Origin of the sequence: Pseudomonas sp. MWU12-2020 (assembly GCF_023100605.1) — a bacterium.
GTDB classification, from domain to species: Bacteria; Pseudomonadota; Gammaproteobacteria; order Pseudomonadales; family Pseudomonadaceae; genus Aquipseudomonas; species Aquipseudomonas fluorescens_H.
Genome location: NZ_JALMEX010000006.1, coordinates 13,779 through 39,627, shown reverse-complemented (window position 1 = coordinate 39,627; position 25,849 = coordinate 13,779). Strand labels below are relative to the sequence as shown.

The 25,849-nt window shown below is 60.9% G+C and carries 18 protein-coding genes; 14 read left to right on the top strand and 4 right to left on the bottom strand.

Annotated elements, in window-relative coordinates:
• The first annotated feature begins 168 nt into the window (after positions 1-168).
• On the top strand, positions 169-4,974 hold the full coding sequence (locus M0814_RS15400; protein ID WP_103483326.1) for a DUF6543 domain-containing protein: 4,806 nt from the start codon (positions 169-171) through the stop codon (positions 4,972-4,974).
• A gap of 55 nt (positions 4,975-5,029) precedes the next feature.
• Here the strand turns inward: M0814_RS15400 and M0814_RS15395 are convergent, their stop codons facing one another.
• Complete coding sequence (locus M0814_RS15395; RefSeq protein WP_103483325.1) at positions 5,030-5,299, bottom strand: PepSY domain-containing protein; 270 nt, start codon at positions 5,297-5,299, stop codon at positions 5,030-5,032.
• Between the two features lie 152 nt (positions 5,300-5,451).
• Here M0814_RS15395 and M0814_RS15390 point away from each other — a divergent pair, with 152 nt between their 5' ends.
• Positions 5,452-6,453 carry a FecR family protein gene (locus M0814_RS15390; protein WP_103483324.1) on the top strand — a complete coding sequence of 334 codons (1,002 nt, stop codon included), beginning with the start codon at positions 5,452-5,454 and terminating at the stop codon, positions 6,451-6,453.
• 80 nt (positions 6,454-6,533) lie between these two features.
• Here M0814_RS15390 and M0814_RS15385 read toward each other — a convergent pair whose 3' ends face one another.
• Positions 6,534-8,879, bottom strand: coding sequence for an acylase (locus tag M0814_RS15385; protein ID WP_103483323.1), 2,346 nt, complete (start codon positions 8,877-8,879; stop codon positions 6,534-6,536).
• Positions 8,880-9,166: 287 nt separating this feature from the next.
• Between M0814_RS15385 and M0814_RS15380 the strand changes: the two genes are divergently transcribed.
• The gene (locus M0814_RS15380) at positions 9,167-9,544 is read left to right on the top strand and encodes a fe2+ zn2+ uptake regulation protein (RefSeq protein ID WP_045122427.1); all 378 of its coding nucleotides are present in this window, start codon (positions 9,167-9,169) and stop codon (positions 9,542-9,544) included.
• Between the two features lie 18 nt (positions 9,545-9,562).
• Here M0814_RS15380 and M0814_RS15375 read toward each other — a convergent pair whose 3' ends face one another.
• On the bottom strand, positions 9,563-9,751 hold the full coding sequence (locus M0814_RS15375; protein ID WP_003224577.1) for a hypothetical protein: 189 nt from the start codon (positions 9,749-9,751) through the stop codon (positions 9,563-9,565).
• Positions 9,752-10,306: 555 nt separating this feature from the next.
• Here M0814_RS15375 and M0814_RS15370 point away from each other — a divergent pair.
• From M0814_RS15370 to M0814_RS15350, 5 genes are read left to right on the top strand one after another with little or no spacing between them, the layout of a single operon-like run.
• Entirely contained in the window at positions 10,307-11,563 is a 1,257-nt protein-coding gene (locus tag M0814_RS15370; protein WP_103483551.1) for an MdfA family multidrug efflux MFS transporter, read from the top strand.
• A gap of 9 nt (positions 11,564-11,572) precedes the next feature.
• The gene (locus M0814_RS15365; protein WP_103483322.1) at positions 11,573-12,703 is read left to right on the top strand and encodes an acyl-protein synthase; all 1,131 of its coding nucleotides are present in this window, start codon (positions 11,573-11,575) and stop codon (positions 12,701-12,703) included.
• Between the two features lies 1 nt (position 12,704).
• Positions 12,705-15,107, top strand: a complete 2,403-nt coding sequence (locus M0814_RS15360; RefSeq protein ID WP_103483321.1) for an aldehyde dehydrogenase family protein — start codon at positions 12,705-12,707, stop codon at positions 15,105-15,107.
• 48 nt (positions 15,108-15,155) lie between these two features.
• Positions 15,156-16,445, top strand: coding sequence for an AMP-binding protein (locus M0814_RS15355; protein WP_103483320.1), 1,290 nt, complete (start codon positions 15,156-15,158; stop codon positions 16,443-16,445).
• On the top strand, positions 16,445-17,368 hold the full coding sequence (locus tag M0814_RS15350) for a GNAT family N-acetyltransferase (protein ID WP_103483319.1): 924 nt from the start codon (positions 16,445-16,447) through the stop codon (positions 17,366-17,368). Before M0814_RS15355 ends, M0814_RS15350 begins: the two co-directional genes overlap by 1 nt.
• Before the next feature lie 48 nt (positions 17,369-17,416).
• Here the strand turns inward: M0814_RS15350 and M0814_RS15345 are convergent, their stop codons facing one another.
• Positions 17,417-17,944, bottom strand: a complete 528-nt coding sequence (locus tag M0814_RS15345) for a hypothetical protein (protein ID WP_003224565.1) — start codon at positions 17,942-17,944, stop codon at positions 17,417-17,419.
• A gap of 380 nt (positions 17,945-18,324) precedes the next feature.
• Here M0814_RS15345 and M0814_RS15340 point away from each other — a divergent pair, with 380 nt between their 5' ends.
• The 6 genes from M0814_RS15340 (at position 18,325) to glgA (ending at position 25,837) form a co-directional block, all read left to right on the top strand.
• A complete protein-coding gene (locus tag M0814_RS15340; RefSeq protein ID WP_103483318.1) occupies positions 18,325-20,316 on the top strand; it encodes a methyl-accepting chemotaxis protein in 1,992 nt (663 codons plus the stop codon).
• A 328-nt stretch (positions 20,317-20,644) separates the two neighbouring features.
• A complete protein-coding gene (locus M0814_RS15335; protein WP_103483317.1) occupies positions 20,645-21,091 on the top strand; it encodes a DUF411 domain-containing protein in 447 nt (148 codons plus the stop codon).
• A complete protein-coding gene (locus M0814_RS15330; RefSeq protein WP_103483316.1) occupies positions 21,091-21,525 on the top strand; it encodes a YqaA family protein in 435 nt (144 codons plus the stop codon). The genes M0814_RS15335 and M0814_RS15330 overlap by 1 nt, the downstream gene beginning before the upstream one ends.
• An 86-nt stretch (positions 21,526-21,611) precedes the next feature.
• Positions 21,612-22,688: an alpha/beta hydrolase gene (locus M0814_RS15325; protein WP_103483315.1), complete on the top strand. Its 1,077-nt coding sequence runs from the start codon at positions 21,612-21,614 to the stop codon at positions 22,686-22,688.
• Between the two features lie 13 nt (positions 22,689-22,701).
• The gene (locus M0814_RS15320; protein ID WP_103483314.1) at positions 22,702-23,655 is read left to right on the top strand and encodes a D-2-hydroxyacid dehydrogenase family protein; all 954 of its coding nucleotides are present in this window, start codon (positions 22,702-22,704) and stop codon (positions 23,653-23,655) included.
• Positions 23,656-24,250: 595 nt separating this feature from the next.
• Positions 24,251-25,837 (top strand): glycogen synthase GlgA, encoded by a 1,587-nt coding sequence (gene glgA, locus M0814_RS15315; protein WP_103483313.1) that lies wholly within the window; start codon positions 24,251-24,253, stop codon positions 25,835-25,837.
• Positions 25,838-25,849: the final 12 nt, after the last annotated feature.

Genomic DNA, 25,849 nt, shown 5'->3' with positions numbered 1-25,849 from the left:
TAACCACGTCCGGTACGGGTGCTGTCAACCATTGCGGTGCAGCGCGACGCAGCCAGCACATTTGCATGTCGCCTGTGCGGTAACTATGTACCACCTTAGTCGCCCGTTCGGCTTTTAGGCTGGCGTCTCAATTCACCGGTGCCCCAAGGGTGCCCTGATCGAGACGCGATGATGCCCGTACCTGCTTCCCCGCTGCTGTTCTGCTCTTTTTTGGATTCACCTGGACTGTGGCCTGCGCTGGGCACTGCCCATGGGCTGTCGTCGCAGGATTTCCGGTGGCTGACGCACGCGCAACTCTCGACCCATCTGTTACGCAACCAGCAAACCCCGCCGATGCTGGCTCACCGCATCCTGCTCGACAGCGAAGACCCGCCCAGCGTAACCCTGGCCGGCAGTTTCATTCTCAGCCCCACGCCGGAGGATCGCGGCTTCATGTTGTACACGCCGTTCGACGGCCTGAAGAAATTCGACACCTTCCGCGCCGTGACCGAACACCTCGAACAGCGAGTCAATCAGGCCGACGAAGCGGATCGATTGCTGGCATTTCTGGCCGTGTCACAGCGCAAGCGCCTGCTGGAGAAAGGCCGTATCAGCGTGAATTACCAGCTCATCGAGGGCGACATATTCGACGAGCAACGGAGCGCCATCGAGCACTGTCAGCAGCTCAACGCCCAGTCCTTGCTCCATGAACTGCTGAATCTGCCTGGCTTGGGAACCTTGCTTGAAACGCTTCTCGACCAGCAACTGAGCCCCCGGATGCCCGGCGCGGATCAAGCACAAACGCAGGTCAGCTTCTACACCGGCGCCGCTCCCGGTGATCCGGGACACCGGCTCGACACCTTGTCACTGGCCAACGCGGTGCTCCGGCACTATCGTCACCCCGGCTGGGCGCAGGGCCAGACGCACAGGTTTTCCAACCCGCGCCGACCTGCGCTGGCCAGCGATCAGACGCATTGGGAACAGGCGGTCAATACCGTCTCCGGCAAACTGCTGGTGCTGCTCTATCAACACCTTGAGCAATACTGGAATGACGCTTGCGCAGACGGCATGCCGCGCCGCAGCCTGTTCAGTCAAACGATCCGGCAACAGGCCCTGGCCGACATTCTGCTCAAACGCGAAGCCGGGATCATCGAGGCCGAAAAATTCGACAGTTTGCTGACCTGGATCGAGGCCAACGAGCACCCCGGGCGGCGTGCCACCCTGGAAACGGTGCGTCTGTGGGAATACCAGGCCAACTTCGTCGAACTGGCCGGCTCGCTCATGATCAGCCACACCGATGCCTGCCTTTACACCCCTTCCCATGGCTTGCAGATCCTCAAGGACTACGGCGATCTCAAGGACACCTTGCTCGCCAAATTCGCCAGTACCGGGCACGAAGACGAGCTCTATGGCTTGCTGAACCTGGAGGAGCGCCAGCGTTTTCTCGGCTTCGACAAGCCCCATGTGTCCGGCGAAATGATCGCCGGCGACATCTTCAGCGTGCTGTTCGAAGCGATCATCACCAAGCAGCGACAGAACATCGAATATGCCTTGCAGGTGTTCCGCCACAGCGACGACGCGGTGAACATTCCCGCGCTGTTCGACAAGGCGCTGGACATCCGCTCGATGATCCATGATCGCTTGCTGGCCCTCGATACCCGTGGGCGCTGGAGCACCCGGCCAGTGCTCGGCGGCAGCCAGTTACCGTCAATGCTGCTGGCCGACGCTGCTGCAGCCGAAGTCAGGAAATTCGCCAGTATCCTGCCGTCAATCAGCAGCCGTTTCGCCGCGCAGCCAATCGGCTCGCAAGTCCTGCAACGCCGCTATCTGCAACAGCTCATGCAGCAGTTTGCGCACACGCTGTTCGTCGGTGTCTGTGGTGAGGCACGCTTGCGTGTACTCGACGGCAGCCTGAGTCGCCAGGTCCAGGCCATCGTTGACACCGTATTCGACCCCGCTCAGGCGGATCGCGCCCAACGCCGAGGACTCAATGGTTTCCGCCCCGATGCCTGGTCGCTGACTTTGTTCGGCAGTGGCCAGACAGAGGCGCTGCCATTGGCCAGTTGCGTTCTGCTGACGGAACGCGGCGGCCTTGATGAGCAACACTCGGGATGTGCGGTGCTGTGGACGCCGGCGATGGGCCTGGAAGCCTTCAGCTCCGTTGACAGTGCCCGCAAGGCCCTGGACCGGCGCTTGCGCAATCCGGAAAAACGTCAGGTACTGCTGGAAAACCTCTCGCCGCTGCATGAGGGTTTGCATCAGGACTATCGCCTCGGCCCTTTGCACCTGATTACCGGCAATGTCCTGCAGGATCGCGTGCAAACGGCGATCAAGCAGTTTCTCGAGCGCTGCGATCGGCTCCGACAATTGAAGTTGTCCGCGCTCAAGCAGGAGCAGGCGCTGAAATCCCTGGCCGAGATCCCGATCAACACCAATCTGGAGCGGGCCAGTGCGTTGGCCCGGGCGCTCGGCGAGCGGCACTCCCTGCCCGGCTGGCTGGGCATGGCCTCGCTTGAGGAGCAGCAGTTGCACCTGGAGCTGCTGGAGCAATGGCGCGCCAGCGTCAGCGATGACAAGGATTACCTGCATGCCTTGCCGACCGTGCGCGGGCACATTCAGCAGACCCTCACCACCCTGCTCGGCGCCCGGTTCCAGGCGCACAACCTCGATCCCGAGCAAGTGCGGATCATCCCGGCCCTGACCCTGGCCGGCCCAAACATGAGCCTCACCGATTTCGCCTTGAACTACAGCCACATCGCCCAGCACATCGCGTTTACCGTGGCGTCGAACAGCACCGCTGCGCTGCCGACTGGACTCGACCGTCAGGCAGTCAGGAGCCTATTGCTGTCCCTGGACATTCCCACGACATTCGCCAGCAAGATCACGACCGCCCTGTCCACCACCGACACCGAGGCCGAACAGCGCCAACAGCGTTTTCTGCGCCAAGTACCGTGGCAACTGCTGCAGCATGCCCATCAGTTGAAACTGCAGCAGCGTCTGTCTGCTGCCGCCTACGGGCTGATCGCCCAAGTGCTCGACATGCCGGACGCCATCGCCCGCGCCACGGTGCAAGGTGCCCATGCGCTGATCCGCCCGCTGGAGCTGATCAAAACCGGCGGCGCGGCGGCGGTCAAAGCCCTGGGCATGTACCTGATCGGCCCGGGCGCCGGCCATGTCGGACCGTTGGTGCTCTATGCGCCGTATCACGGTGAACAGGCCTTCAGCGAGTTCGAGAACGAAGCCGCGCTGATCGCCGCACTGAACATTCCGAGCGCCCTGCAAGACTTGTTGTTACGGCGTTTGCCGCAGGCTCAGCAGTCGATCTTCAAGGCGTTATTCAGCAGCAGTGTCGGCCAGACCAGTGAAATGACCCTGGCGTCGAATCCGATTCAGGGCAACCTGCTGCGGCAGCTGTTCAGCGACAATCTCGCGTTGCTGCCCAAATTGCTCGCCAGCCACGCCCAGCCTTCGGCGCAGGAAGACTGGGAGGCGGCGAAAAACCTGTTCAGCCAGGGGATCAAACTGATCTGGGGCCTGCTGCCGGGCAAACTGGCCTATGTGCAGTTTCTCTGGCAAAGCTTCAAGGACTTCATGACCTCGGCCGAGGCGTTGCAGGATCACCACTGGAAGCTTGCACTCGAGGCGTTCATCGCTGGCACAGTGCAGATGGTTTCCCTCGGGCGCCTGTCACTGGAGTCGACCCTCGAGGCCCGGGCGCTGACGCCGTCGGCTCCACAGCCCAGCGTGCTCGGTGCGCCGGATCTGCAACACATTCACACCACTGACCCGCTACGCACTTCGCTGCAACCCTTCGAGGCAACGGACGTTGCGCTGAAAGACCTGACGCCGGTGGCGGCGAACGGCACCTATACCGATCTTGCGACGCGGCAGACCTACGCGCCTGTGGCCGGCAAGGTCTATCCCGTGGAGAAGCCGGGCGCGGTCTGGCAAATCAAGGGCGCGGAACAGCCAGGCCCGGTGCTGCAACACACCACGTCAGGCAAACTGGTGCTGGACTCGGATCGACATACGGTGCATCTGGGCAAGGCCATGTCGAAAATGTACAACCGCTACGCCAACGATCGCGAACGCCGGATCTGGCTGAACATCGAGGCTCAGGGCATGGAACAGATCCGCGCCCGCCACCCGGACAAGGCACGCATGCTCACCGAGGCCGTGGATCTGGCGCGGTTCTACGCGTTTAACTGCCTGCACAATCTGGCGCAGCAAAGGCACCAGGGCAGCGGCACTCGCCTGGATACGTTTCTCAAGTCGTTCTTCGATGCGCAACAGATCGATACCGCCATTCTCGACAAGCTCAAACAGGCCATCGTGCCGGTCTGCAAGGCGTTGGTGGACCCCACCGAGGATCTGCTGGACGGTGATCGGTTTGTCGTCGGCTCAAACCGCTATCGCAATACCGGCCTGATTGCTTTTGTGCTGGATGACGACTCGCGCAAGCAAGTGCATTTCACCGAGAAGTTTTTCCATCAGGATCTGGACTGGTACAAGGTCGGCCTGACTGAGCCGTTCAATGTCGAAGGGCATGCACGGGCTTCGACGTTGATCCATGAACTGGCCCATCAGGCCAACAAGGCCGTGGACATCGCCAGCCTTGAGGCCCGGCGCCCGTTCGTTGACCTGATTTCCACGGTGACCGGCTACGGCGCGGCCATGAAGCACAACCAGACCCGATTCCAGCGCGAGGCCTTGTCACTGGGTACGCCGCGCGAAGAGCTGTTCTCGCGCTGGAGTGACGAATTTCAGGAGTGGCTCAGCCTGGATGAAATCCCGGGCCTTGCGCATGTCGGCAAGGAAATCCTCAAGGTCACGCGCAGTCCCACCATCGAGGAGGCGCGAACGGCATTCCTCGACCCGGCGAACCCGCACCCGCGCATCGACACGATCTTGCGCAACGCCGATTCGATCGCCTTTCTGATTTGCGAGATAGGACGGCAACTCGACCCGGTCGCCAACCCCGGCAGCGTGCCCTGAAAATGAAAAATGCGCAGGCCTGTGCAGCCTGCGCATGGTTTATTGACCGTGGAAATCAGTCTTTCTGATCGCGCAGTACGTTGCCCGACGCGCCATCGATACGGAATTCATAAACGGAGCCATCCGCCTTGCGGCCCTCACCTTTCCAATAGCCATCGTTGTCCGCTTCGATCTCATAGACTTCGACGTAACCGGCCTTGGTCTTCACGATCTCGATCGCCTTTTCGATGGTGACCCAGCCCGCACCGGGACGATCGGCCATCGCGGCACCGGCACTGAACAAGGCAGCAGTGGCAACAACAGCGGCAAAGGTTTTTTTGATCATTTTTTCACTCCATTTGTGGATGATGTTCGTCGGATGTCCTGTTTTTGGGCGTCTGACGGAAAAATAAGTTCCACTTTGATGGGCAATTGCCATGATGGATGTTCTCGGCGCGTTGCCCGCAAGGTTAGAATGCAGCAAATCAGGACGAGTCAATGACCCAAGAATCCCTCTCGGAAGCCGAATACGATGCGATCACCGATGCCGCCGCGCACTGGTGCATGCGTCTGCACGCTGCCGACTGCTCCGCCGAGGAGCATCTGGCTTTCGAGCAATGGCGCGATGCTCATCCGCTGCATGCGTTCGAATATGAAGCCATGCTGGAAATCTGGGACGTTGCCGAACTCTTGCCGCGTCCGCAGCCGCCCCCGAGTGTGCCGCTGAACAAACCCGTCCCGGCCTGGCGTCGCTATGCCATCGCCGCCAGCGTCTGCGCCCTCGCATTACCGCTGGCCGCCTACAGCGGCTGGAACCTCGGCTGGCTGCCCAACAGCTATCAGCACTTCGAAGCCAGCGACAATGTTCGTCAGGTGACCCTGAAGGACGGCAGTCAGGTCGAACTCAACCTCAACACCGAACTGACCTTCAGCAACTACAAGGATGAGCGCCGGGTCACGCTGAAAAAGGGCGAAGCGTTTTTCGAAGTCAGCCACGACCTCAGCCACCCGTTCGTGGTCCGAGCCGCCGAAGGCAAGATCCGCGTGACCGGTACCCGCTTCAATGTCTGGCTCTATGAAGATCAGGTGCGGGTCAACCTGATCGAAGGCTCGGTACTGGTCACCAGTAACACGGCATTGCCCGGCGACGGCCTGCGCCTCGGCCCGTCGATGCAGGCGCAGTACCGGCATGGCGACTACACGCCACAGATCAGCCAGACCTACGACAATGACAGTTCACTGGCCTGGCGCAGCGGCAAACTGGTACTCGACAACCTGGCACTGAACGACGCCTTGCCGCTGATCAATCGCTACCTGAACAAACCGCTGAAACTGGCTGACGCCAACACCGGCGCCATCCGCGTCGGCGGCGTCTACAACATCAAAGAACTGAGCGGCCTCGTCAACACCCTGCCCAAAGTGCTGCCGGTGTACCTGACGCGCAACACTGAGGGGGATCCGGTGATCAACTCGATGCCACGAAACCCGCCGAAAACCTGAAGCTTGGGATCACGCGTTTCGGGCAATAAAAAAGCCGCTGTCCCTGTTCAAGGAGCAGCGGCTTTTTCGTTCAGGATGACTTACTGCGCAACCACCTCTGCACTCTTGCCGGCAGCATCACGCACGGTCTGCACCTGATATTGCGGATCAGCCGTGATCTGTTGCTCGGTAAACGGCAGCACGCTCCACTGTTTCTTCGAGAAGGCCTCGGTCTGGTCCCGGGAGTATTTCGACTCTGGGTCACTGGACAGCGAGAACGCCAGCAGCCCCTGAGCGTGCGGGCCTTTGTCGTCGAAGGTCACCACTTGCAGGTAGCTCGTGCCGCTGACCACTTCGAGTTTGCCGTCTTCGCGCGGCACGCTCTGAATCGCGTTGTAGATCCCCAGCGTTCCAGGTCCGCCGTGAATCGCGGTTTGCTGACCGCCGCTGCTCACCACCTGAATGTCGCCCCAGCGGGCGTCCGCTTTCAGGCCAATTTTCGTGGTGGTTTGCAGCGACGCCTGCATTGCTTCACGCAATGCCTTGCTCACCGCCGGTTGCTCGATCGCCAACCCGCGCGGGGTGTGTTGCGGGTCTTTCGGATCGAACGCCACGCGCCAGACATCCGGCGACTTTTGCAGGGTTTGCATGATGTTCTGGAAATGGACCAGGCCGATACCCGAATCCAGATTCGCCCGGCCATCCCAGCCTTTGAGGCTGACGCAAACCGGCTTCAACGAAGCCGCGTCCGCACCAAGATCCGCAGCGCAGAATTTCAGCAGATCGGGCAGCACCTGATTCGCCAGATAGACGTTGTCATCCATCACCATCTGTTGCAGATCCTTCACCGCCATCGGGCCTTTTTTACCCAGCGTGCTCAGGCGCTCCAGTGCGAACCGCGAACGCAGCCCAAGCGGCTGACCGTCCTGGCTGATCAGTGGGGAGAACCCGGTCAGTGGTTGTGCCGGGTTCGCCAGCCACGCGGAATCGTTGGAGTGCTGGACGAAGTCCTTGCGCAACAGTTGCGGTAACTGGCTGGCGGCATAAATGCCCTTCTGCGCGGCTTGCGGATCGATATCCCACGCGCAGGCGCTGTTGGCGCCATCCAGCACGATCATCTGCAATCCGATACGCGGGTCGCTGCACTTGGCCAGTTTGTCGGCGCTGACGTTCGGCACCACCGACAGGTTCATGTACAGCGTCTGCCCCTTGTCATCCACGGCCAGGGTGTTGACCCACGGGATGCCCTGGATCTTGTGCACCGAATCCTGCAGATCCTTGAGGCTCGAGGCCTGGTTCATCGCGTACCACTGCGTCAGCACGCGATCATTTTCCAGGTTGGCGTCGCGCAGGCTGTAAGCGTACTGATGGTCCCAGTCGAGCTTGCCCGGCCATTGCACGATCGGGCCGAACTGCGAGCTGTAGACATCGCGCGAAACCGGCACCACCTGCCCGTCCGCCTGTTTGATCTGCACGGTCACTGTCTGCTTGCTCAGCGGCAGCGATTTGCCATCGAGCAGGTAGCGCGTCGGATCTTTGGGATCGAGTTGCAGGCGATACAGGGTGAAGTGCTTCGACGAATCCACCGTGTGGGTCCAGGCCAGATGCTGGTTGAAACCGATGTTGATCACCGGCAGCCCCGGCAAGGCGGCGCCCATCACGTCGAGTTTGCCGGGGATGGTCAGGTGCATCTGGTAAAAGCGCATGCCGCCGACCCACGGAAAATGCGGGTTGGCCAGGAGCATGCCGCGCCCGTTGAACGAACGCTCGCTGCCGACCGCCACGGCGTTGCTGCCGCGATCCAGGGCGAAGCGCTGCATGCGCGCGTCCGCCAACTGATAAGCCTGCGCATGGCTACCGACCTGTGCCGTGGCTTGCGGCGGCGTCGCACCGGCCAGTGCTTCGGCGAACTGCCCGACCCCGCCTTCAACCAGCAAGCGGCGGGTGAGCTTCACCAGATCCTCGGCGGCGATATCACGCACCCACTCCCCCTGGCACTGCTGCGGCAGGCCTTGCTGGCGGCGCTCGGCCAGATAGCGGTTGTAGCCTGCTGCATAACCTTCCACCAGATCGCGCACCTGAGCAGGCTGCGCGTCCCAGAAGGCCTTCACCGCTGCGGGGGTGTTGAGCCAGGTGAAGAACAGGTCGCTGACGCGATTTTCGCGTTGTTCGACGGTGAACTGATCCGGCCCGAAATAACGCGAGCGCTGGCCATTGACCGTGACAATCTCGTTGGCCAGCAGGCACAGGTTGTCCTGCGCATAGGCGTAACCGATGCCGAACCCGAGTCCGCGCTCGTTTTCCGCGCGAATGTGCGGCACGCCAAATGAGGTGCGGCGAATATCAGCATGGGTTTGTGTGGCGGGACTTAACGCATGGGCCGACAGACTGAGTCCGAGAAACGCGCCGGCGAGGGCCAGCCCGGTTAACTGCCTGGAAATAATCACACTCGCTCCTGATCGATGGGACACGAATCGACGCCTGCGTTGCGCGAGCGTCAGACCCGGTCTGAAGTTGATTCCTGCGCCCGGGCGCAAGATGGCTGTTCAGGAAACGAATACAGTAAAAAAATATTTAGCTGTTTGCCCAAGCGACCGGCCGGCGATGACGGGAAAACAACGAATAAGCGACAAAATTTCTACATATTTTCTTTCATGATTTGTCGTGCTGAAACGTCTTGTTTACTGAGAGCAGCCAAAACGTTTCCTGACCAGGCTCTGAAAGGAGTAATCCCATGTACAACTCGCAACTACCAACGGACGGTAGCCAGGCGTCACAAGGAGCTTCCATGAGTCCCCGCGCGAGCAGTTTCGCACCCAGCCCCGAGCGACAAGGCAATGAGCGCATTCGCCTGCTGCTCAAAAGCTTCGGTCTGCGCACCAGCCTGATTCGCCTGAAAGTCATCGACGCCTTGCTGGTCGCCGCGCAAAGCGAACGGCGCCTTGGTGTGCGCGGCGTGCACAGCCAGTTGCTGGACCTGGATATTCCGTTGTCCTTCCTCAGCGTGCGCGAAGTGTTGAAGCGTCTGTGTGCCGAAGGTGTGGTCACCTTCAACCCGGACAAGAGTTACAGCCTGCATCCACAGGCTGCTGCCGTGCTCAATCACGATTGAAGCGTCCCGCGATCGCCGTCAGGGTTTGACCTTGCGGCGCATCACCGCGTTGATCACCACCACGACCACCGCCACACCGATGGCGATGTACTGGAACATCTTCTGACTGATCATCCCGGCGTTCTGCAGCCAGGACAGGCCGAGCATGATCGCCAGCACCGACAGGGCGATCAGGATCGAGTATTTCAAACGTTGCTTCTGAGTCATTGCGGGTTCCTGAAACTTTCAAATGTATCCGGTTTGTATCCGGTTGCATGCCATGCACATACCGTGTTGCGGGGATGGGCCGGGGCGAACGCGGTCTCATGTTACAGCCGATGAAGAGTTTTGGCTTCATGACGGCGTAACCATGAGGATTTTGAAATGTTCCGTCGAATCACCTGGCTGATTCCCCTCCTTGCCATCCTGACCTTGAGTGGCTGCTTCTTTTTCCCTCACGGAGGCTGGCATGACGACCACCATCGCTACCAGGAAGGTCCCGGTTATTACCATCGATAGAACAGGATTGTTCGCATCTCGGTGTGTCTGAAAGCACCGGAAGAGCAGCGGTAAAAGTCTTTTCAGAGCAAACCATGCCCGCCCGCCAGCGGGCATTTTTATTGGCACGCCAACCGGCCAGTCGCGGCTGTTCGACACGCGTATTGATTCACTTAAATACGCTGTAAGTATTTGAAATTTCATGTCGCAGCAAAGCATTGGATGCTGCGACGACTCTGCCTCTAGTCTCTGCAAACTTTCTCGCTCACTGGAACAGGGATGTTTATGCAGAGAACCTTGATCGTAATGGCGCCCGTGCAGACAGTTGGATTCTGCCTGGCCATTACCGCTTTTGAACTGCTCACCTACATGGCCAGCGACATGATCATGCCGGCCATGTTGACGGTCACTGAGGAGTTCAACGCCGATGCCCGTCACGTACCCAATGCGTTCAATCTGTATCTGATCGGCGGCGTGTGCCTGCAATGGCTGATCGGCCCGCTCTCTGATCGTTACGGCAGACGTCGCTCGCTATTGCTCGGCTGTGCGCTGTTTGGCCTGGCGTGCAGCGCCGCGGTCATGACGCAGCGCATTGAAGCGTTCAATGTGCTGCGTCTGATACAAGGCATGGGCCTGGGATTCGTCGTCGCCGTCAGCTACCCGGCGCTGCAGGAAGTATTCTGCGAAGCCGATGCGGTGCGGCTCATGGCACTGCTGGGCAATGTGGCGCTGCTGTCGCCGCTGCTTGGTCCGTTACTCGGCAGCCTGCTGCTGGAATGGCTGAGCTGGCGGCAGATGTTTCTCGGTCTGGGAGCGGCCAGTGCCTTTGTCTGGCTCGGTCTCTTGGCCTGGATGCCGGAAACGATCGGCGTCACGCGCCGCGACGGCCAGCAACAAGCCCCTGCGGCGTTCTCGCTCAGGCAAATCCGTCGGGGTTACTTCGCGCTGCTGCGCAATCGCCGATTCGTCGGCAGCAGTCTGGCGTTGGGCCTGATGAGCCTGCCATTGATAGCCTGGATCGGTCTGGCGCCGGTGTTGCTCATGCAGCGTCTGGAGCTGTCTGCGCTGGAATACGGCGTGTGGCAGATCCCGGTGTTCTCGGCGGTGATCGTCGGCAATCTGCTGCTGGATCGATTGCTCGCCGGGCACACACTGGTTCGGGTGATCGGTCTGGCATTGTGGCCATTCTGTCTCGGACTGCTGACGCTGATCGGCGCGGCCCTGAGTCCGACTTCCCTGGCACTGACCGTCGCCGGTCTGGCCATGTATGCGCTGGGGCTGGGCATGAGTAACGCCGCACTGTACCGGCTGGCGCTGTTCTCCAGCCCCGATGGCAAAGGTCTGGTCTCGGCCATGATCGGCATGCTGTCGATTGCCGTGATGGGCATCGGCGGTTCGCTCATTGCCATCGTTGGCGGCGGCGACAACCTGCAATCCTTCTGCCTGTGGGCAGCCCTCGGCGGCCTGCTGTGCCTGCCCCTGCTCTACCGTCTTCTGCGCCACAACCCTGCGACACCCGCGGCGCCCAACGCACATCAATAAGGATATTCGATGACTCGATTCCCCCATGGCGACGCGCTCTGCGCATTGCCGAAGCCCTATTGCCCGGACTCCGTACCCACGGGTCTGTTCAATCAGGCCATGAGCGAAATCACCCGGTTCCACGCTCGCCATACGCCTGGCTACGGCCATTGGCTAAGCGCCCACTCAATCGATGTCGATGATCTCGACACACTGGACGACTGGTCGCAACTGCCACCGATTTTCGCCAATTTCTTCAAACAACACAGGCTGCTCAGCCCGACTGGCGCGGACGCTCTGGAGCTGACCTCTTCCGGCACCAGCGGGCAGAAAAGTCGCATGCGCTATGACGCCCGCAGCCTCGGCGCAGCGCAGTTCATGGTCGAGCGGATATTCGCGCAGTACGGCTGGATAACACCGCACGCACCGTGCAACTACTTGCTGCTGAGCTACGAGCCAGAACAGACCAACACCCTGGGCACGTCCTTTACCGATCAGTTCCTGTGCGGTTTTGCTCCCGCCAATCGGGTGGTTTACGCCTTGCGTCGTAACGGCGATGGTCACCAGTTTGATCTGTTCGGTGTGATCGCGGCCCTGCAGGCATTTGCCGAAGAAGGCCTGCCGGTGCGTATTTTCGGCTTCCCGGCGTTTCTCTGGGAGACCCTGCAACGCATGCGCGCCACGGATGTGGCGGATGTGCAGTTGCCGGCAGGCTCCCTGGCATTTTTCGGCGGTGGCTGGAAAACCCGTGCCGCCGAAGAAGTCCCCAAGCAAGCGTTGTACGCGCGCATCCAGCAACAACTGGGCATCAATACCCGGGACTGTCGCGACGGCTATGGCGCCGTCGAACACGCGGTGCCTTACATCGAATGTGCCCATCATCGCTTTCACGTCCCGGTCTACGCGAAAGTTTACGTGCGCAACCCCGTGGACTTTTCAGTTCTGCCCTATGGGCAATCCGGCCTGCTGAGTCTGGTCTCACCCTACATTTCCTCAAGCCCGGCCCACGCGGTGGTCATGAGCGACCTGGCAACGCTGCATCCTGGAACAAGCTGCGGTTGCGGTCTGGCGAGCGACTGGTTCCACCTGCATGGCCGCGCCGGCACCGCAGCCGCCAGAAGCTGCGCCATGGCCGCTTCCGAACTGCTGGGGAGGCACTGACATGTACTTGATCAACGGAAAGCTGCACACCGACTGCAACCTCGAAAGCGCCTTGCAGCAACTTCACCTGGAGCTGCCCGATCGGCTGCAGACCCCCCTTGAAATCAGCACGCTGCTCGCAACTGCCGAGGCATTCGCCAAACGCCTGCAACGTGAAGAACCGGAACTGCCACTTGATGCCGGACAACGCCAGGCCCTGATCGATTTCTGCCAGCCCGCCACGCTGCAAACCAAGCTTGATCGCGAGCTCGGCCTGCAACCCGACTCTCTGCGCCGCATCGACTATCGCCAGTCGCGTTTCGAACGCTGGAGCCCGTTGGGCCTGGTGGTGCACATCACGCCCGCCAATGCGCCGCTGCTGGCGTTTTGTGCGGTGATCGAGAGTCTGCTGAGCGGTAACGTCAACTGGCTGCGCCCCAGCAGCAGCGACGGCGGCTTTACCGCACGCTTGCTCCAGGCGTTTCTCGACTGCGACCCGAGCGGGCAACTCAACGGTCACGTGGCAGTCCTGCCGACGAGTACCGGACAAATCGGCCAACTGTGCAAGCACGCCAACGGCGTTGCGGCCTGGGGTGGCGAAACCGCGCTGCAAGCCATTCGCCAACAGGTGCCGCCAGGCTGTCGCTGGATCGACTGGGGGCACCGCATCAGCTTCGCCTATCTGACCCCGGACGCGCTCTCGCCCGCCGTACTCGATGCCATCGTCGATGAGGTCTGCCGCCTCGATCAGCAAGCCTGCTCCAGCCCGCAATGGTTGCTGGTGGACAGTGACGATGCAGCGGTGTTGAGCGACATCGGTGCACAACTGGCCGTCGCGTTCGAGCGTCGCGCCGGGCAGTGGCCGGCCCTCACACCGACGCTTGAAGAGGCTTCGCAAATCACTACCTGTACGGCAATGGCGCGGCTGGCCCAGAGTTTTGCCGGGCACACCGGCCGGGTCTGGAGCGCGCCGGGGTGGCGCGTGATCTGGAGCCATGACCGCCAGCTCGAACCGTCGGCGCTGTTTCGCAGCCTGTTGCTCAAGCCCCTGCCCCGCGAGCTGCTGACCGCGACGTTGCTGCCATGGCGCAACGTGCTGCAAAGCTGTGCCCTGCTGTGCCCGCAGACGCAGATCGCCGAGCTTTCGCAGACACTGATCGCCGCCGGTGTTACCCGCATCGTGCCGATCGCCGCCATCCACGATGGCTACGACGGCGAACCCCATGACGGCGTCTACGCCTTGCAGCGTCTGAGCCGCCGAGTGTCGGTCAGCCTGACGCCGAATTCACTGGCGCACCACGCCACGCTGGATCGCCAGCCATCGCCGCCGCCCTTGGCCGGCGTGCCGATCATGGACAAGGACACGTTCATCGATCGACCGCCGCACCCGCAGGCGCAGCTGTATTTTCGCTCCGGGGGCAGCAGTGGCGCCCCCGTGCTTTCGGGTTTCAGTTACGACGATTTCCAGCGTCAGATGCGTGCCGCCGCCGATGGTTTGCTGGCAGCCGGCCTGGCCCCGGCGCGGGACCGCGTGATGAACCTGTTCTTCAGCGGCGGGCTGTACGGCGGCTTCTCCAGTTTTGCCAAGATGCTGGAGCAACTGCAAGCCCGGCACTGGCCAATGAGCGCGCCAGCGGATGACGATTACCGGGAGATCGCGCAGATGATCGAGCAACAGCAGATCACCGTGCTGATCGGCATGCCCGCCACCCTGCACCGGCTGTTCCTCAACGAACAGCAAACATTGCGGCGCTATGGCGGCATCGAAAAAGTCTTTCTCGGCGGCGAACACCTCAGTGAGCCAACCCGCGAATTGCTGCAGAGCTGCGGTGTGAGCCTGATCCGCTCGGCGATTTACGGCAGCGTCGATGCCGGCCCCATCGGCCATGCCTGCCAGGCCACGACAGATGGCGCGTTTCACCTGATGAGCGAGATTCAGCATCTGGAAATCGTCGATTTCGATCAGGACACGCCAGTCAGTAATGGCGAACCCGGGCGTTTGCTGGTGACCACTCGGGCACGTCAGGGCCAGTCCGTGCAGCGTTATGACATCGGTGACAGCGGGCGCTGGCTCCCCGGCCCGTGCGCCTGCGGCCTGACTTCGCCGCGCTTCGAACTGCTGCAACGCCACGGCAAGCTGCTGCGCATCGGCACCGACTTCATTTCGCTGGCGACGCTGGCGCAGCACCTGCAGGCGCCGTTTCAACTGATCCTCGATCATGGCCCGGATGGCCTGGAACGCATGCGCCTGCGCTGCCCGCTGGCACCGGAACAGGCGCGGCAACAACTGCAGAATTACCTGACGCTGACCACGCTGATGCAAAGCGGATTGCTGACGGTCGACATCGAGCAATGTGAAATTGAGCAATTCGCCCGAAACAGGCACAGCGGCAAGACGCCGTCAGTGATTGATACGCGCCGCTGACAGCAGAGAACTGCACGCGGCCACCCGCCACTTTTATAAGAAAAAACCATGAACACGACCGTTGAATTGAACACCTTGCTCGGCTACGTCCGCCGACATTCCGCGTATTACCGAGAACACCTCAAGGCAGTCGCAATGCCCATCAGCGCCTTGAGCGAACTGCCCGAGATTGACCCTGAGCAATACTGGCTAGGTAGCCAGAATCCGCAGCAATGGCCGGTGCTGACAGGCCCGCCGAACGATGCGCTGATCTTCAAGACCGGAGGCACCACTGGCGCGGGCAAACTGTCGCTATTTACCCGCGCAGAATGGCAAACCCTGGTACGCGATTTCGGCAGCCACCTCACGGCGCAACTGAACCACGGGGACCGGGTTGCCAACCTGTTTTTCGTCGGGGATCTGTATGCCAGTTTCATATTCGTCCACGACGCCCTGGCCCATGTCGAGACAGCCGTCAGCGAGTTTCCCTTCACCGGAGCCGTCGACAGCGCGGTACTGGTCGACTCGATCGTTGCCTACCAGATCAATGTGCTGGCTGGCATACCGGCACAACTGTTGAAACTGGCCGCTTGGCTTGAGCGTCAGTCACTTGTGCTGGAGGGTATCGAAACCCTGCTCTACGGCGGTGAAAGCCTGTTCGCCGCGCAACTGCAATTGCTCCATCGGGTGTTCCCGAACGCGCGTATCGCCTCCATCGGCTACGCCAGCGTCGATGCCGGGCTGATCGGCATCAGTGCCCGCGATTGCGCCTTGGGCGAACACCGGATGCTGGAGCGGCACAATCTGCTGGAGATCATCGATGAAGTGAGCGGTGAGGTCATCGAAGAATGCAACCGCAACGGCAGGCTGGTGGTGACCAACCTCACCCGTCGGCTGATGCCGGTGATCCGCTACCCCGTCGGCGACCTGGCGTGCTGGCGCGAACCGAGCGGAACCCCGATGCGCAAATTCGCCCTGATGGGGCGCGGCATGAGCAGCCAGCGTGTTCGAGTAGGTGTACTGAGCCTGGACACGGGTGATATTGGCGATCTGGTGCAAAGCGTCGGCACCAGCGACAACTGGCAACTGGTCATCGAACAGCAGGGGAAAAAAGACCTGCTGAGCCTGCGCTGGGTGCCGGGTACGCTAACGCATGACATTTCCCTGACAACCTCAAGACTGCGCCGTGCGCTGATCGACCAATACCCGCTGATCGGGACTCTGCACAACGATCAGTTGCTCGATCTGCACGTCATCGCTTGTGCAGGCGATGAACTGACTTGTCATCCACGTTCCGGCAAGCGTCAGCGGGTCGTAGACCGGCGCGATTATGAAAACCCGCGCCCGAGGCGAGAATGATGGACACGGTAACCCTGCGACGCTACCGCATCGCTGACGCACCGGCCGTCAGTCGCCTGTTCGAGGAGGTCTACGGCGATCATTACCCTCAACCGCACGTGTATCTGCCCTGCATGATCAGCCAGAACCACAACGACGGTCGCTGGCACTCGCTGGTAGCGGTGGTGAACGAGAAAATCTGCGGACACGCCACGTTGTTTCGCCAGTCTGCCAGAAGCTTTCTTGCGGAACTGGCACTGACGGTGGTGCACCCGGACACTCGCGGGCAAAACATCGCCACACAGTTGGGCCAGCAGTTATTGATTCATGCGCAGGCGCTTGATTGCCAGGGCGTCACGATCAAACAGGTCACGCACCATCCCTACACACAGCGCATGGCCGCCGGTCTCGGGTTCCACAGTATTGGACTGTTGCCGGACTACGCACCCTCTCCATTCGGCGGGCCGGGGCGTGAGACGATCGTTGTCGGCCACCGCACCATAGACGGCTATCGTCGCCCGCTGCCGGCACTGGCCTGGCCGCAGGATTGCCGCGATTTGATGTCGCATCTGGAATCAGCTTTCGGGACCAGCGATAAAGCCGTGCCGTGGAAAGGTCCGAGGGTGCATTTCGAACGTGCATTGGGGCGTTATGACATGGTGCTCAAAGAGCTCGATGACAGCTTGCTCAAGCAAGTGGTGCAACTGCCAGCGCACTGGCTGATTTCGATCCGGCTCAGACTCGCCCAAGGGTTTTCCAGCTCACTGGAAAAACTCGCGGCTGCAGGTTTCGCCTTCAGCGGGATTGTCCCCGATGAACGCAGCGAAGGCTGGCTGGCGCTGTTTCATCGCGGCTGTCAGCCGTCCACGCTGACGTTGCACTGCCCGCACATGCAGCGTTTGCAGGATCATATTCGGCAGACCGGCGAAGGGTTTCAGGGCTAGAAACGAAAACGGCCCACCCAGCGTATGGGTGGGCCGTTTTTGATCGGCTTATGCTTTGGCTTTGACGCCTTGGTCCACAGGCTTCGGCGCGTTGCCTTCACCGTAGGTTTTCAGGTTCTGCAGCACGTAGATCGCCTTTTTGTATTCGGGGATCAGGTTCTTGCCGTACGCATTGCCATTGAGGCCATTGGTCTGGATCGCGTCGAGCTGGGTGGCGAAATACTCCAGCGCATTGAACTTGGCATCGACGTCTTTGGTCACGCCGAACCGGTCGAACTTGTCGCCGGCGTTCATCAACGTAAAGGAGGTGATCTCCGAAATCAGCCCGCGGCCACGCAGGAAGGCACTCAGATTGCCCAGTTGCTTGACCGAGGTGTTCGCCGGATCAAAGCCCTTGATGTTCTTGCGCAGGCCCTGCTTGTCCATTTCAGCGGTGTTCAGCGCGTTCGGATCGTTGCCGACCATGGTCAGCATCTGTTGCACCTTGACGCTCTGCGCCACCTGCTTTTTCGCGCCTGTATTGCGAACCAGCACCCCTGCCTTGCTCTCCCAGCCGCCGACAATGCCGATCGTCATGAGAAGACTCCCTGTGAAATAACCATGAAATGTCCTTGCTGGACCACTCGAATGCCGGGAAGTATCTACCGGCCCAGTGATGGCACCAACCCTTTTAGTGCGGTCGCTTACAATTTCTGTACATTCTCGATACAAATCGCCAGAGGTTCACTGTGACGCGGCTTCATGGCAGTTTGACGATGGCTGCCGATTCCCTTTTCACGCCGACTGACGTTCCGGTGAATTCATTTGTATCGAGGTCGATACGCCCTTCTGTCAGCCCATCGCTTTCTTGTACGGAAGTACCTAAAGCTTCGCCGTTCGCCGACGATACGCTGGTGTAATCCCGCCGTTTTTCCCTCGACCCACAATAAAAAATCGCAGCTCAAGGACCGGTATCCATGCCCGCATTCCGCACCATTCAGGCTCGCTACACGTTGTTTCTGGTTCTGTTCATCCTGCTGCTGTCGGTGCTGACCGTGGTCGGTATCAGCCAACTGGTCGCGCCCAAGCTTCGCCAGACTGAAGAACAGGTAGTGCTCAATCGCATCGCCGAAGTCGCCGAACAGATTCAGGGCGAGTTGAACAAAGTGCAGTCACAGCAGCGCAGCATTACCCAGACCATTCCGCTGCTCGACAGCGCGGCCATCGATACGGTGCTGCCGGGGCTGGTGGATCAATACGGCGAGCAGAAAGTTTTCGGTGGCGGGATCTGGCCATTGCCGGGCCAGCGCGAGGCCGGGCGCAACAAATTCAGCACCTTCTGGCACCGCGACGCCTCGGGCAAACTGGCGGTCAACACTTTCTGGAACAGCGACGCCGCCCCCAACTACTACGACCAGAGCTGGTACAAGGGCGGCATGCAGACCCCGCGCGGCCAGTGCGCCTGGGCTGCGGCCTATAAGGATGATGCGAGCGCCGAACCGCGCACCAACTGCGCCATGGCGATCCAGAAAAACGGCGCGGCATGGGGCGTATCGACCATCGACGTGACGCTGGGCTTCTTCAATGATCTGGTGGCGCGCAAGGAAAAAGACCTGAACGCCGAAATGCTGATCGTCGAGGCCGACGGCAAGATCATCAGCAACAGCTCGCGCATCAGCGGCCCGATCGTGCTGAAGAACATCAGTGAACTCGCCGCCAGCTCGACCTTCGCCAGTCAGGTCAAGGCTGGCCTGCAAAACCGTGAGCAGGCGCAACGCGTCGAGTTCGACAACAACGGTGAAGCCAGCACCTTCTTCATGCGCCCGATCGAAGGCACGCCGTGGTTCCTCGCCACTGCCCTGCCGACCAAGATGCTCACCGCCCAGCGCGACGACGTGCTCAGCAGCCTGAGCCTGTTGCAGATTCCGCTGGTGATCCTGCTGGTGCTGTTGCAGGTCTACGCGATCCGCCAACTGGTTTCGCGGATGAAAGCCCTGAAGGCCAACATCGACTCGCTGTCCAGCGGCGATGCCGACCTGACCCGCCGCATCACCATCCGCGCCGAAGACGAGCTGGGCGCCATCGGCCACTCGGTCAACACCTTCATTGCCTACCTGCAAAACATGATCGGTGAAGTGACGCAGGCCACCGGTGCCATGGCCTCGAGCCTCGATGACCTGCAGCGTACGTCGGCCAACACCAGCCAGATCCTGCTGCGCCACGCTTCGGAAACCGATCAGACCGTCACCGCCATCACCGAGATGAGCTCGACCGCCGAAAGCGTTGCGCAGAACGCCGCTGAAACCGCAGCGTTCACCCAGCGCGCCAACGAAAATGCCGATCGTTCGCGGGTGGTGGTCGGGGAAGCGACCAACAGTGTGGTGGCCTTGATCGACGAGGTGGCCAGTGCCACCCAGAAAGTCGAAAACATGCAGCAGGATGCGCAGCGCATAACCGAAATTCTCGGGGTGATCGGCGCGATTGCCGGGCAGACCAACCTGCTGGCGCTCAACGCTGCTATTGAAGCCGCGCGCGCCGGTGAACAGGGTCGCGGCTTTGCCGTAGTGGCCGATGAAGTCCGCGCCCTCGCCGCCCGCACCCAGGCCAGCACCTCGGAAATCAACGAAATGTTGACCCGACTGACACAGGGCGTGAGTTCGTCGGTCGCCGCCATGGAAAACACGCAGGCCAGTTGCCAGTCCGCCGCTGACGCCACGGCCCGGGTCAACTCGGGCCTGGATGAAATGGCCGGTTCGGTCAGCCACATCAACAGCCTCAGCACGCAAATCGCCACCGCTGCCGAACAGCAGAGTGCGGTCACCGAAGAGATCAACCGCAGCATGGTGCAGATCCGCCACATGGTCGAAGAACTGGTGCACAGCGGCCAGGCCAGCGAACTTAACACCCGCCAACTGCTGGAAGCCAATAACCGGGTGAGCGCGATCATGGGGCGGTTCAAGGTTCGTTGATTCCGCTACCAGTCTATTGTGGCGAGGGAGCTTGCTCCCGCTGGGTCGCGAAGCGGCCCCAACTCTGGCAGCGCAATAAACAGGAAGCCGAAATTGACCGATTGGCGACTGCTACGCAGCCGAGCGGGAGCAAGCTCCCTCGCCACAGAGCGCATCTCCATTCTGCCTGACAGATTTGTAATCTCCCTCTCAGCAGGCTGTCAGGCTTGATCCATGATCATCCTGCCAGCCTGCCTTGTATCAACTTGAAACACTCGGTTGATGCCCGGCAGGAAAATCCGGTCAAAATACTTTCCTTTTTGAACGTCATTCTTGTCGAGAGCCCACCATGCGAACCTCCCTGCGACTGACCGCCCTCAGCGCCCTGCTCCTGTCCTCCCTGGCCCAAGCCGCCGAGCTGATCCCGATCGAGGTGCATCGCGACGCCAATTGCGGCTGCTGCAAGAAATGGATCAGCCATCTCGAAGCCAACGGCTTCAAAGTCGAAGATCACGTCGAAAGCGACATGAGCAGCTTCAAGCAGCAACACGGCGTGCCACCGCGCCTCGGCTCGTGCCATACCGCGCTGATCAACGGCAAGTTCGTCGAAGGCCATGTGCCGGCTGAACAAGTGCTGGCCCTGAGCAAGCGCGACGATCTGCTGGGTATCGCCGCTCCGGGTATGCCCATGGGTTCGCCGGGCATGGAAATGGACGGTATGAGCGATGCCTATCAAGTGATCGGCCTGAAAAAGGACGGCACGGATGTGGTGGTGGCGGACTACCCGGCCCACTGATGGCTGCCGGTTACGTCGGGCTGTTCGCGGCGGCGTTCGGCGCTGCGACGCTGTTGCCGCTGCAATCCGAAGCGCTGCTGGTCGGTCTGATCGCCAGTGACCGTTACTGGCTCTGGGGCCTGCTGGGCGTGGCGACGCTGGGCAATGTCCTCGGTTCGCTGGTCAACTGGTGGCTGGGACGCGGCCTCGAACGCTTTCAGAATCGACGCTGGTTTCCCGTCAACCCCAGACACATGGCCACCGCGCGCAAACATTATGAGCGCTACGGACATTGGTCGCTGCTGCTGAGTTGGTTGCCGGTGATCGGCGATCCGCTGACCCTGATTGCCGGCGTCATGCGCGAACCGCTGGGGCGCTTTCTGCTGATCGTCACGCTGGCCAAAGCTGCGCGCTACGCCGTGGTGGCGATGCTGACCCTGGGCTGGCTCGGTTGAACATTCACGCCACGGCGTTGCCTGTGGTTAACGTCGCCCTAATCCGGGCGTTCCAGCATCGGTCGATTTCCATGGAGTTTGCCCTTATGTCCGTCACGCTCACACGCTGGCTGCCCGGCCTGTTCCTCAGCGCAGCGCTGCCGCTATTGGCCCAGGCGGCCGTGCCCGGCGAAGCGGCGCCCGACAACGCCCCGAACGACGCCCCGACCTATGGCCCGACCTATGGCCCGGAACTGCAAGGTTTCCAATACCCCTACACGCTCAAGCACTTTGCCTTTGAGTCACAGGGGAAATCCCTGCAGATGGGCTACATGGACGTTGCCGCCCAAGGCAAGGCCAACGGTCGCACCGTGGTGCTGATGCACGGCAAGAACTTTTGCGCCGCCACCTGGGACAGTTCGATCAAGGCCTTGAGCGAGGCCGGTTACCGGGTCGTCGCGCCGGATCAGATCGGCTTCTGCACCTCCAGCAAACCTGACAACTATCAATACAGTTTCCAGCAACTGGCGACCAACACTCATCGCCTGCTCAAGACGCTCGGCATCCAGAAAGCCTCGCTGCTCGGCCACTCCACCGGCGGCATGCTCGCCACGCGCTACGCGCTGCTGTTCCCGGATCAGGTCGAACAACTGGCGCTGGTCAACCCGATCGGCCTGGAAGACTGGAAGGCCCTTGGCGTGCCCTATCGCACCGTTGATCAGTGGTATCAGCGCGAACTGAAAGTCACCGCCCAAGGCATTCGCGACTATGAGCGCACCACCTATTACGACGGCCGCTGGAAACCCGAATTCGACCGTTGGGTCGACATGCTCGCCGGCCTGAGCAATGGCCCGGGGAAAACCCGGGTGGCGTGGAACTCGGCGCTGATCTACGACATGATTTTCACCCAGCCGGTGTACTACGAGTTCAAGGACCTGAAGATGCCTACCCTGTTGCTGATCGGCACCTCTGATACCACGGCCATTGGCAAGGATCTCGCTTCCCCCGAGGTCAAGGCGAAAATCGGTCACTATGACGTGCTCGGCAAGCAGGTCGCCAAGCTGATCCCACAGTCGACGCTAGTGGAATTCCCCGGCCTGGGCCACGCGCCGCAGATGGAAGAACCGGCAAAATTTCATCAGGCCTTGCTCGGCTGGCTGAACAATTCCAATCCCGTTCGTTGATGAGGTAAGGCTGATGGCGGTGCAGATTGCAGTAATCGATGACTGGCAGGACGTGGCACGGGGCGTGGTCGACTGGTCGGTGCTCGACAGCATCGGCGAAGTCAGCTTCGTGCATGAGTACCCGGCGGACAACGCCGTGCTGGCCGAACGACTGGGCAAGTACCAGGTGATCTGCGTGATGCGCGAGCGCACGCGTTTCGACCAGGATCTGCTGCAGCGCCTGCCGAACCTCAAGCTACTGGTCACCGGCGGCATGCGCAACGCGGCGCTGGATATGCAGGCGGCCGCCGGCCTCGGCATCAAGGTCTGCGGCACCGACAGCTACAAGCATGCGGCACCGGAACTGACCTGGGCACTGATCATGGCCGCCGCGCGCAACCTGGTGAATGAAGCCAACTCCCTGCGCGCCGGTGGCTGGCAGCAAGGGCTGGGCGGCGACTTGCATGGCAAGACCCTGGGCATCCTCGGTCTTGGCAGCATCGGCCAGAAGGTCGCGCAATTCGGTCAGGTGTTCGGCATGCGTGTGATTGCCTGGAGCGAAAACCTCACCCCCGAGCGCGCGCAGCAGGCCGGCGTGACCTACGTCAGCAAGCAGGAATTGTTCGAGCAGGCCGACGTGCTCTCGGTGCACCTGGTACTCAGCGAGCGCAGCCGCGGGTTGGTCGATGCGCAGGCGCTGGACTGGATGAAACACACCGCGTTGCTGATCAATACCGCGCGCGGGCCGATCGTCGATGAAGCGGCGCTGATCAAGGCATTGCAGAAACACAAGATCGCCGGGGCGGCGCTGGATGTGTTCGATCAGGAGCCGCTGCCTGAACTGCACCCGTTTCGCACACTGGAGAATGTGTTGGCCACGCCGCACGTGGGGTATGTGAGTCGGCAGAACTATGAACAGTTCTTTGCGCAGATGATCGAGGATATTCAGGCTTGGGCGGCGGGGAACCCGCTGCGCCTGTTGAACTGATCGTCATTGCTGGACGGCGGTGGCCCGACTGACGCCTTCGCGAGCAAGCCCGCTCCCACATTGGAAATGCGTCGTACACAAATCAACTGTGGGAGCGGGCTTGCTCGCGAAGGGGCCTTAATAGACAACACATCAACAAACTACCCGCACCACAACAGTGCAACCCCCTTCCCCGCTAGCACAGAAACGTGACCGACCAGTCACCGTTTTGGCCCTTCCATAGAAAAAAACCTGCACTTCGTCGGTGCGTTCAGCCCTGCACACCACGTCTTTCAATGCCTGCAAACCGATTGTCGAACAATTTACCCATTTGCTCTCGCCCGCTCTAGGATCTGGCCTAGACTGATTTTCGCGGGGTTAGACCAGTCGGTCACTGCACGTAAAAAAAGTCGAAACTTTTGCGTGAAGCGGCGGGTCATCTGCAACACAGGGGCAACGTGACTGGTGCAATCCTTGCAACGCCCCCTTCACCCATTCTGCTTGCGCGTGTTGGGTAGCGTTTGCTCACCGATGCGTGGCGCGTTTGCGCCCGGCCACAGGATTTGGCCACAGCTTGTTCGATACAAGAATCAGATCAACGACACGGGAGATTCATATGATCAGTGCGGCATTGGATATTCAGGGAGAGCGTGCTCAGCAGTCGGTTGGCGAATCGAGCACGGTGAGTCTTCCCGGCAGCCGGTCGATCAACGTCCCGGGCACCAAAACGCTGACGCCGGTCGCCAGCCAGAATCCCAACAAGAAGAAAGTGTTGTTCGTGACCTCGGAAATCGCCGATCTGGTGAAGACCGGTGGTCTGGGTGACGTCTCCGCCGCCCTGCCCCGCGCCATGGCGCACCTGCACGATGTGCGCGTGTTGATCCCCGGTTATCCGCAGGTGATGCACAGCGAGAACCCGATCCACATCATCGGCGAACTCGGCGGCCATGCCGCGTTGCCCCCGTGCAAGATCGGCCGCATGGACATGCCGGACGGGCTGGTGATCTATGTGCTGATCTGCCCTGAACTCTATGAACGTGAAGGTTCGCCGTACGGTGCCAATAACGGTCGCGACTGGCCGGACAACCATATTCGTTTCGCCCGCCTGGGCTTGGCCGCTGCCGACATCGCCGCCAACCTCGCACAAATTCACTGGTGCCCGGATCTGGTGCACGCCCACGACTGGCCTGCCGGCCTTGCCCCTGCTTATATGCACTGGCGCGGGCAGCGCACGCCGACCCTGTTCACCATTCACAACCTGGCTTATCAAGGCGTGACCAGCCTCGGCTCGTGCCCGGAACTCGGCATCCCGACCCATGCCCTGCAACAGGAAGGCATGGAGTTCTACGGCAAAATGTCGTTCCTCAAGGCCGGCATGGCCTATTCGAGCCACATCACCACGGTCAGCGCCACCTACGCCCAGGAAATCACCACCCCGGATTTCGGCTGCGGTCTGGATGGCTTTCTCGCCGCCAAGACCCAGCAAGGCTTGCTCAGCGGCATTCCCAACGGCATCGACGAGAGTTGGGACGCGGCCACTGATCCGCACCTGTTTGCTCCGTTCGCCATCGGCGACTGGGAAGGCAAAGCAGTCAACGCCGCCCATGTACGTGAACTGTTTGGCTTGAAAGATTCCACTGGCCCGCTGTTTGCCGTGGTCTCGCGTCTGGTTTATCAGAAAGGCCTGGACCTGACCCAGGCAGTCTCCGAGTACATCGTGCAGAACGGCGGCCAGATCGCGATCATCGGGCGTGGCGAGCCGGAAGAAGAACAGGCCATGCGCGAACTGGCGCTGCGCTTCCCCGGGCAGATCGGCGTGCGCATTGGCTTCAATGAGACCGATGCCCGGCGCATGTTCGCCGGCAGTGATTTCCTGCTGATGCCGTCGCGTTATGAACCTTGCGGCCTGAGCCAGATGTACGCCCAGCGTTTCGGCTCGCTGCCGGTGGCGCGCAACACTGGCGGCCTGGCCGACACCATCGAGAATGGCGTCACCGGTTTCCTCTTCGACGAATCCACGGCCGACAGCTACCGCGAAGCCCTGAGCCGTGCGTTCAAGGTTTTCGCCTTCCCCGACTTGCTCAATGCCATGCGCTGCCGGGCGATGGCCGCGCCGTTCAACTGGTGCAAAGCGGTCGAACCCTATGCCGAGCTCTACGAACAACTGGTCGCCAAGGCGCTGGGTAAAGCCGGCCACAAATAACTCACGGAGCTT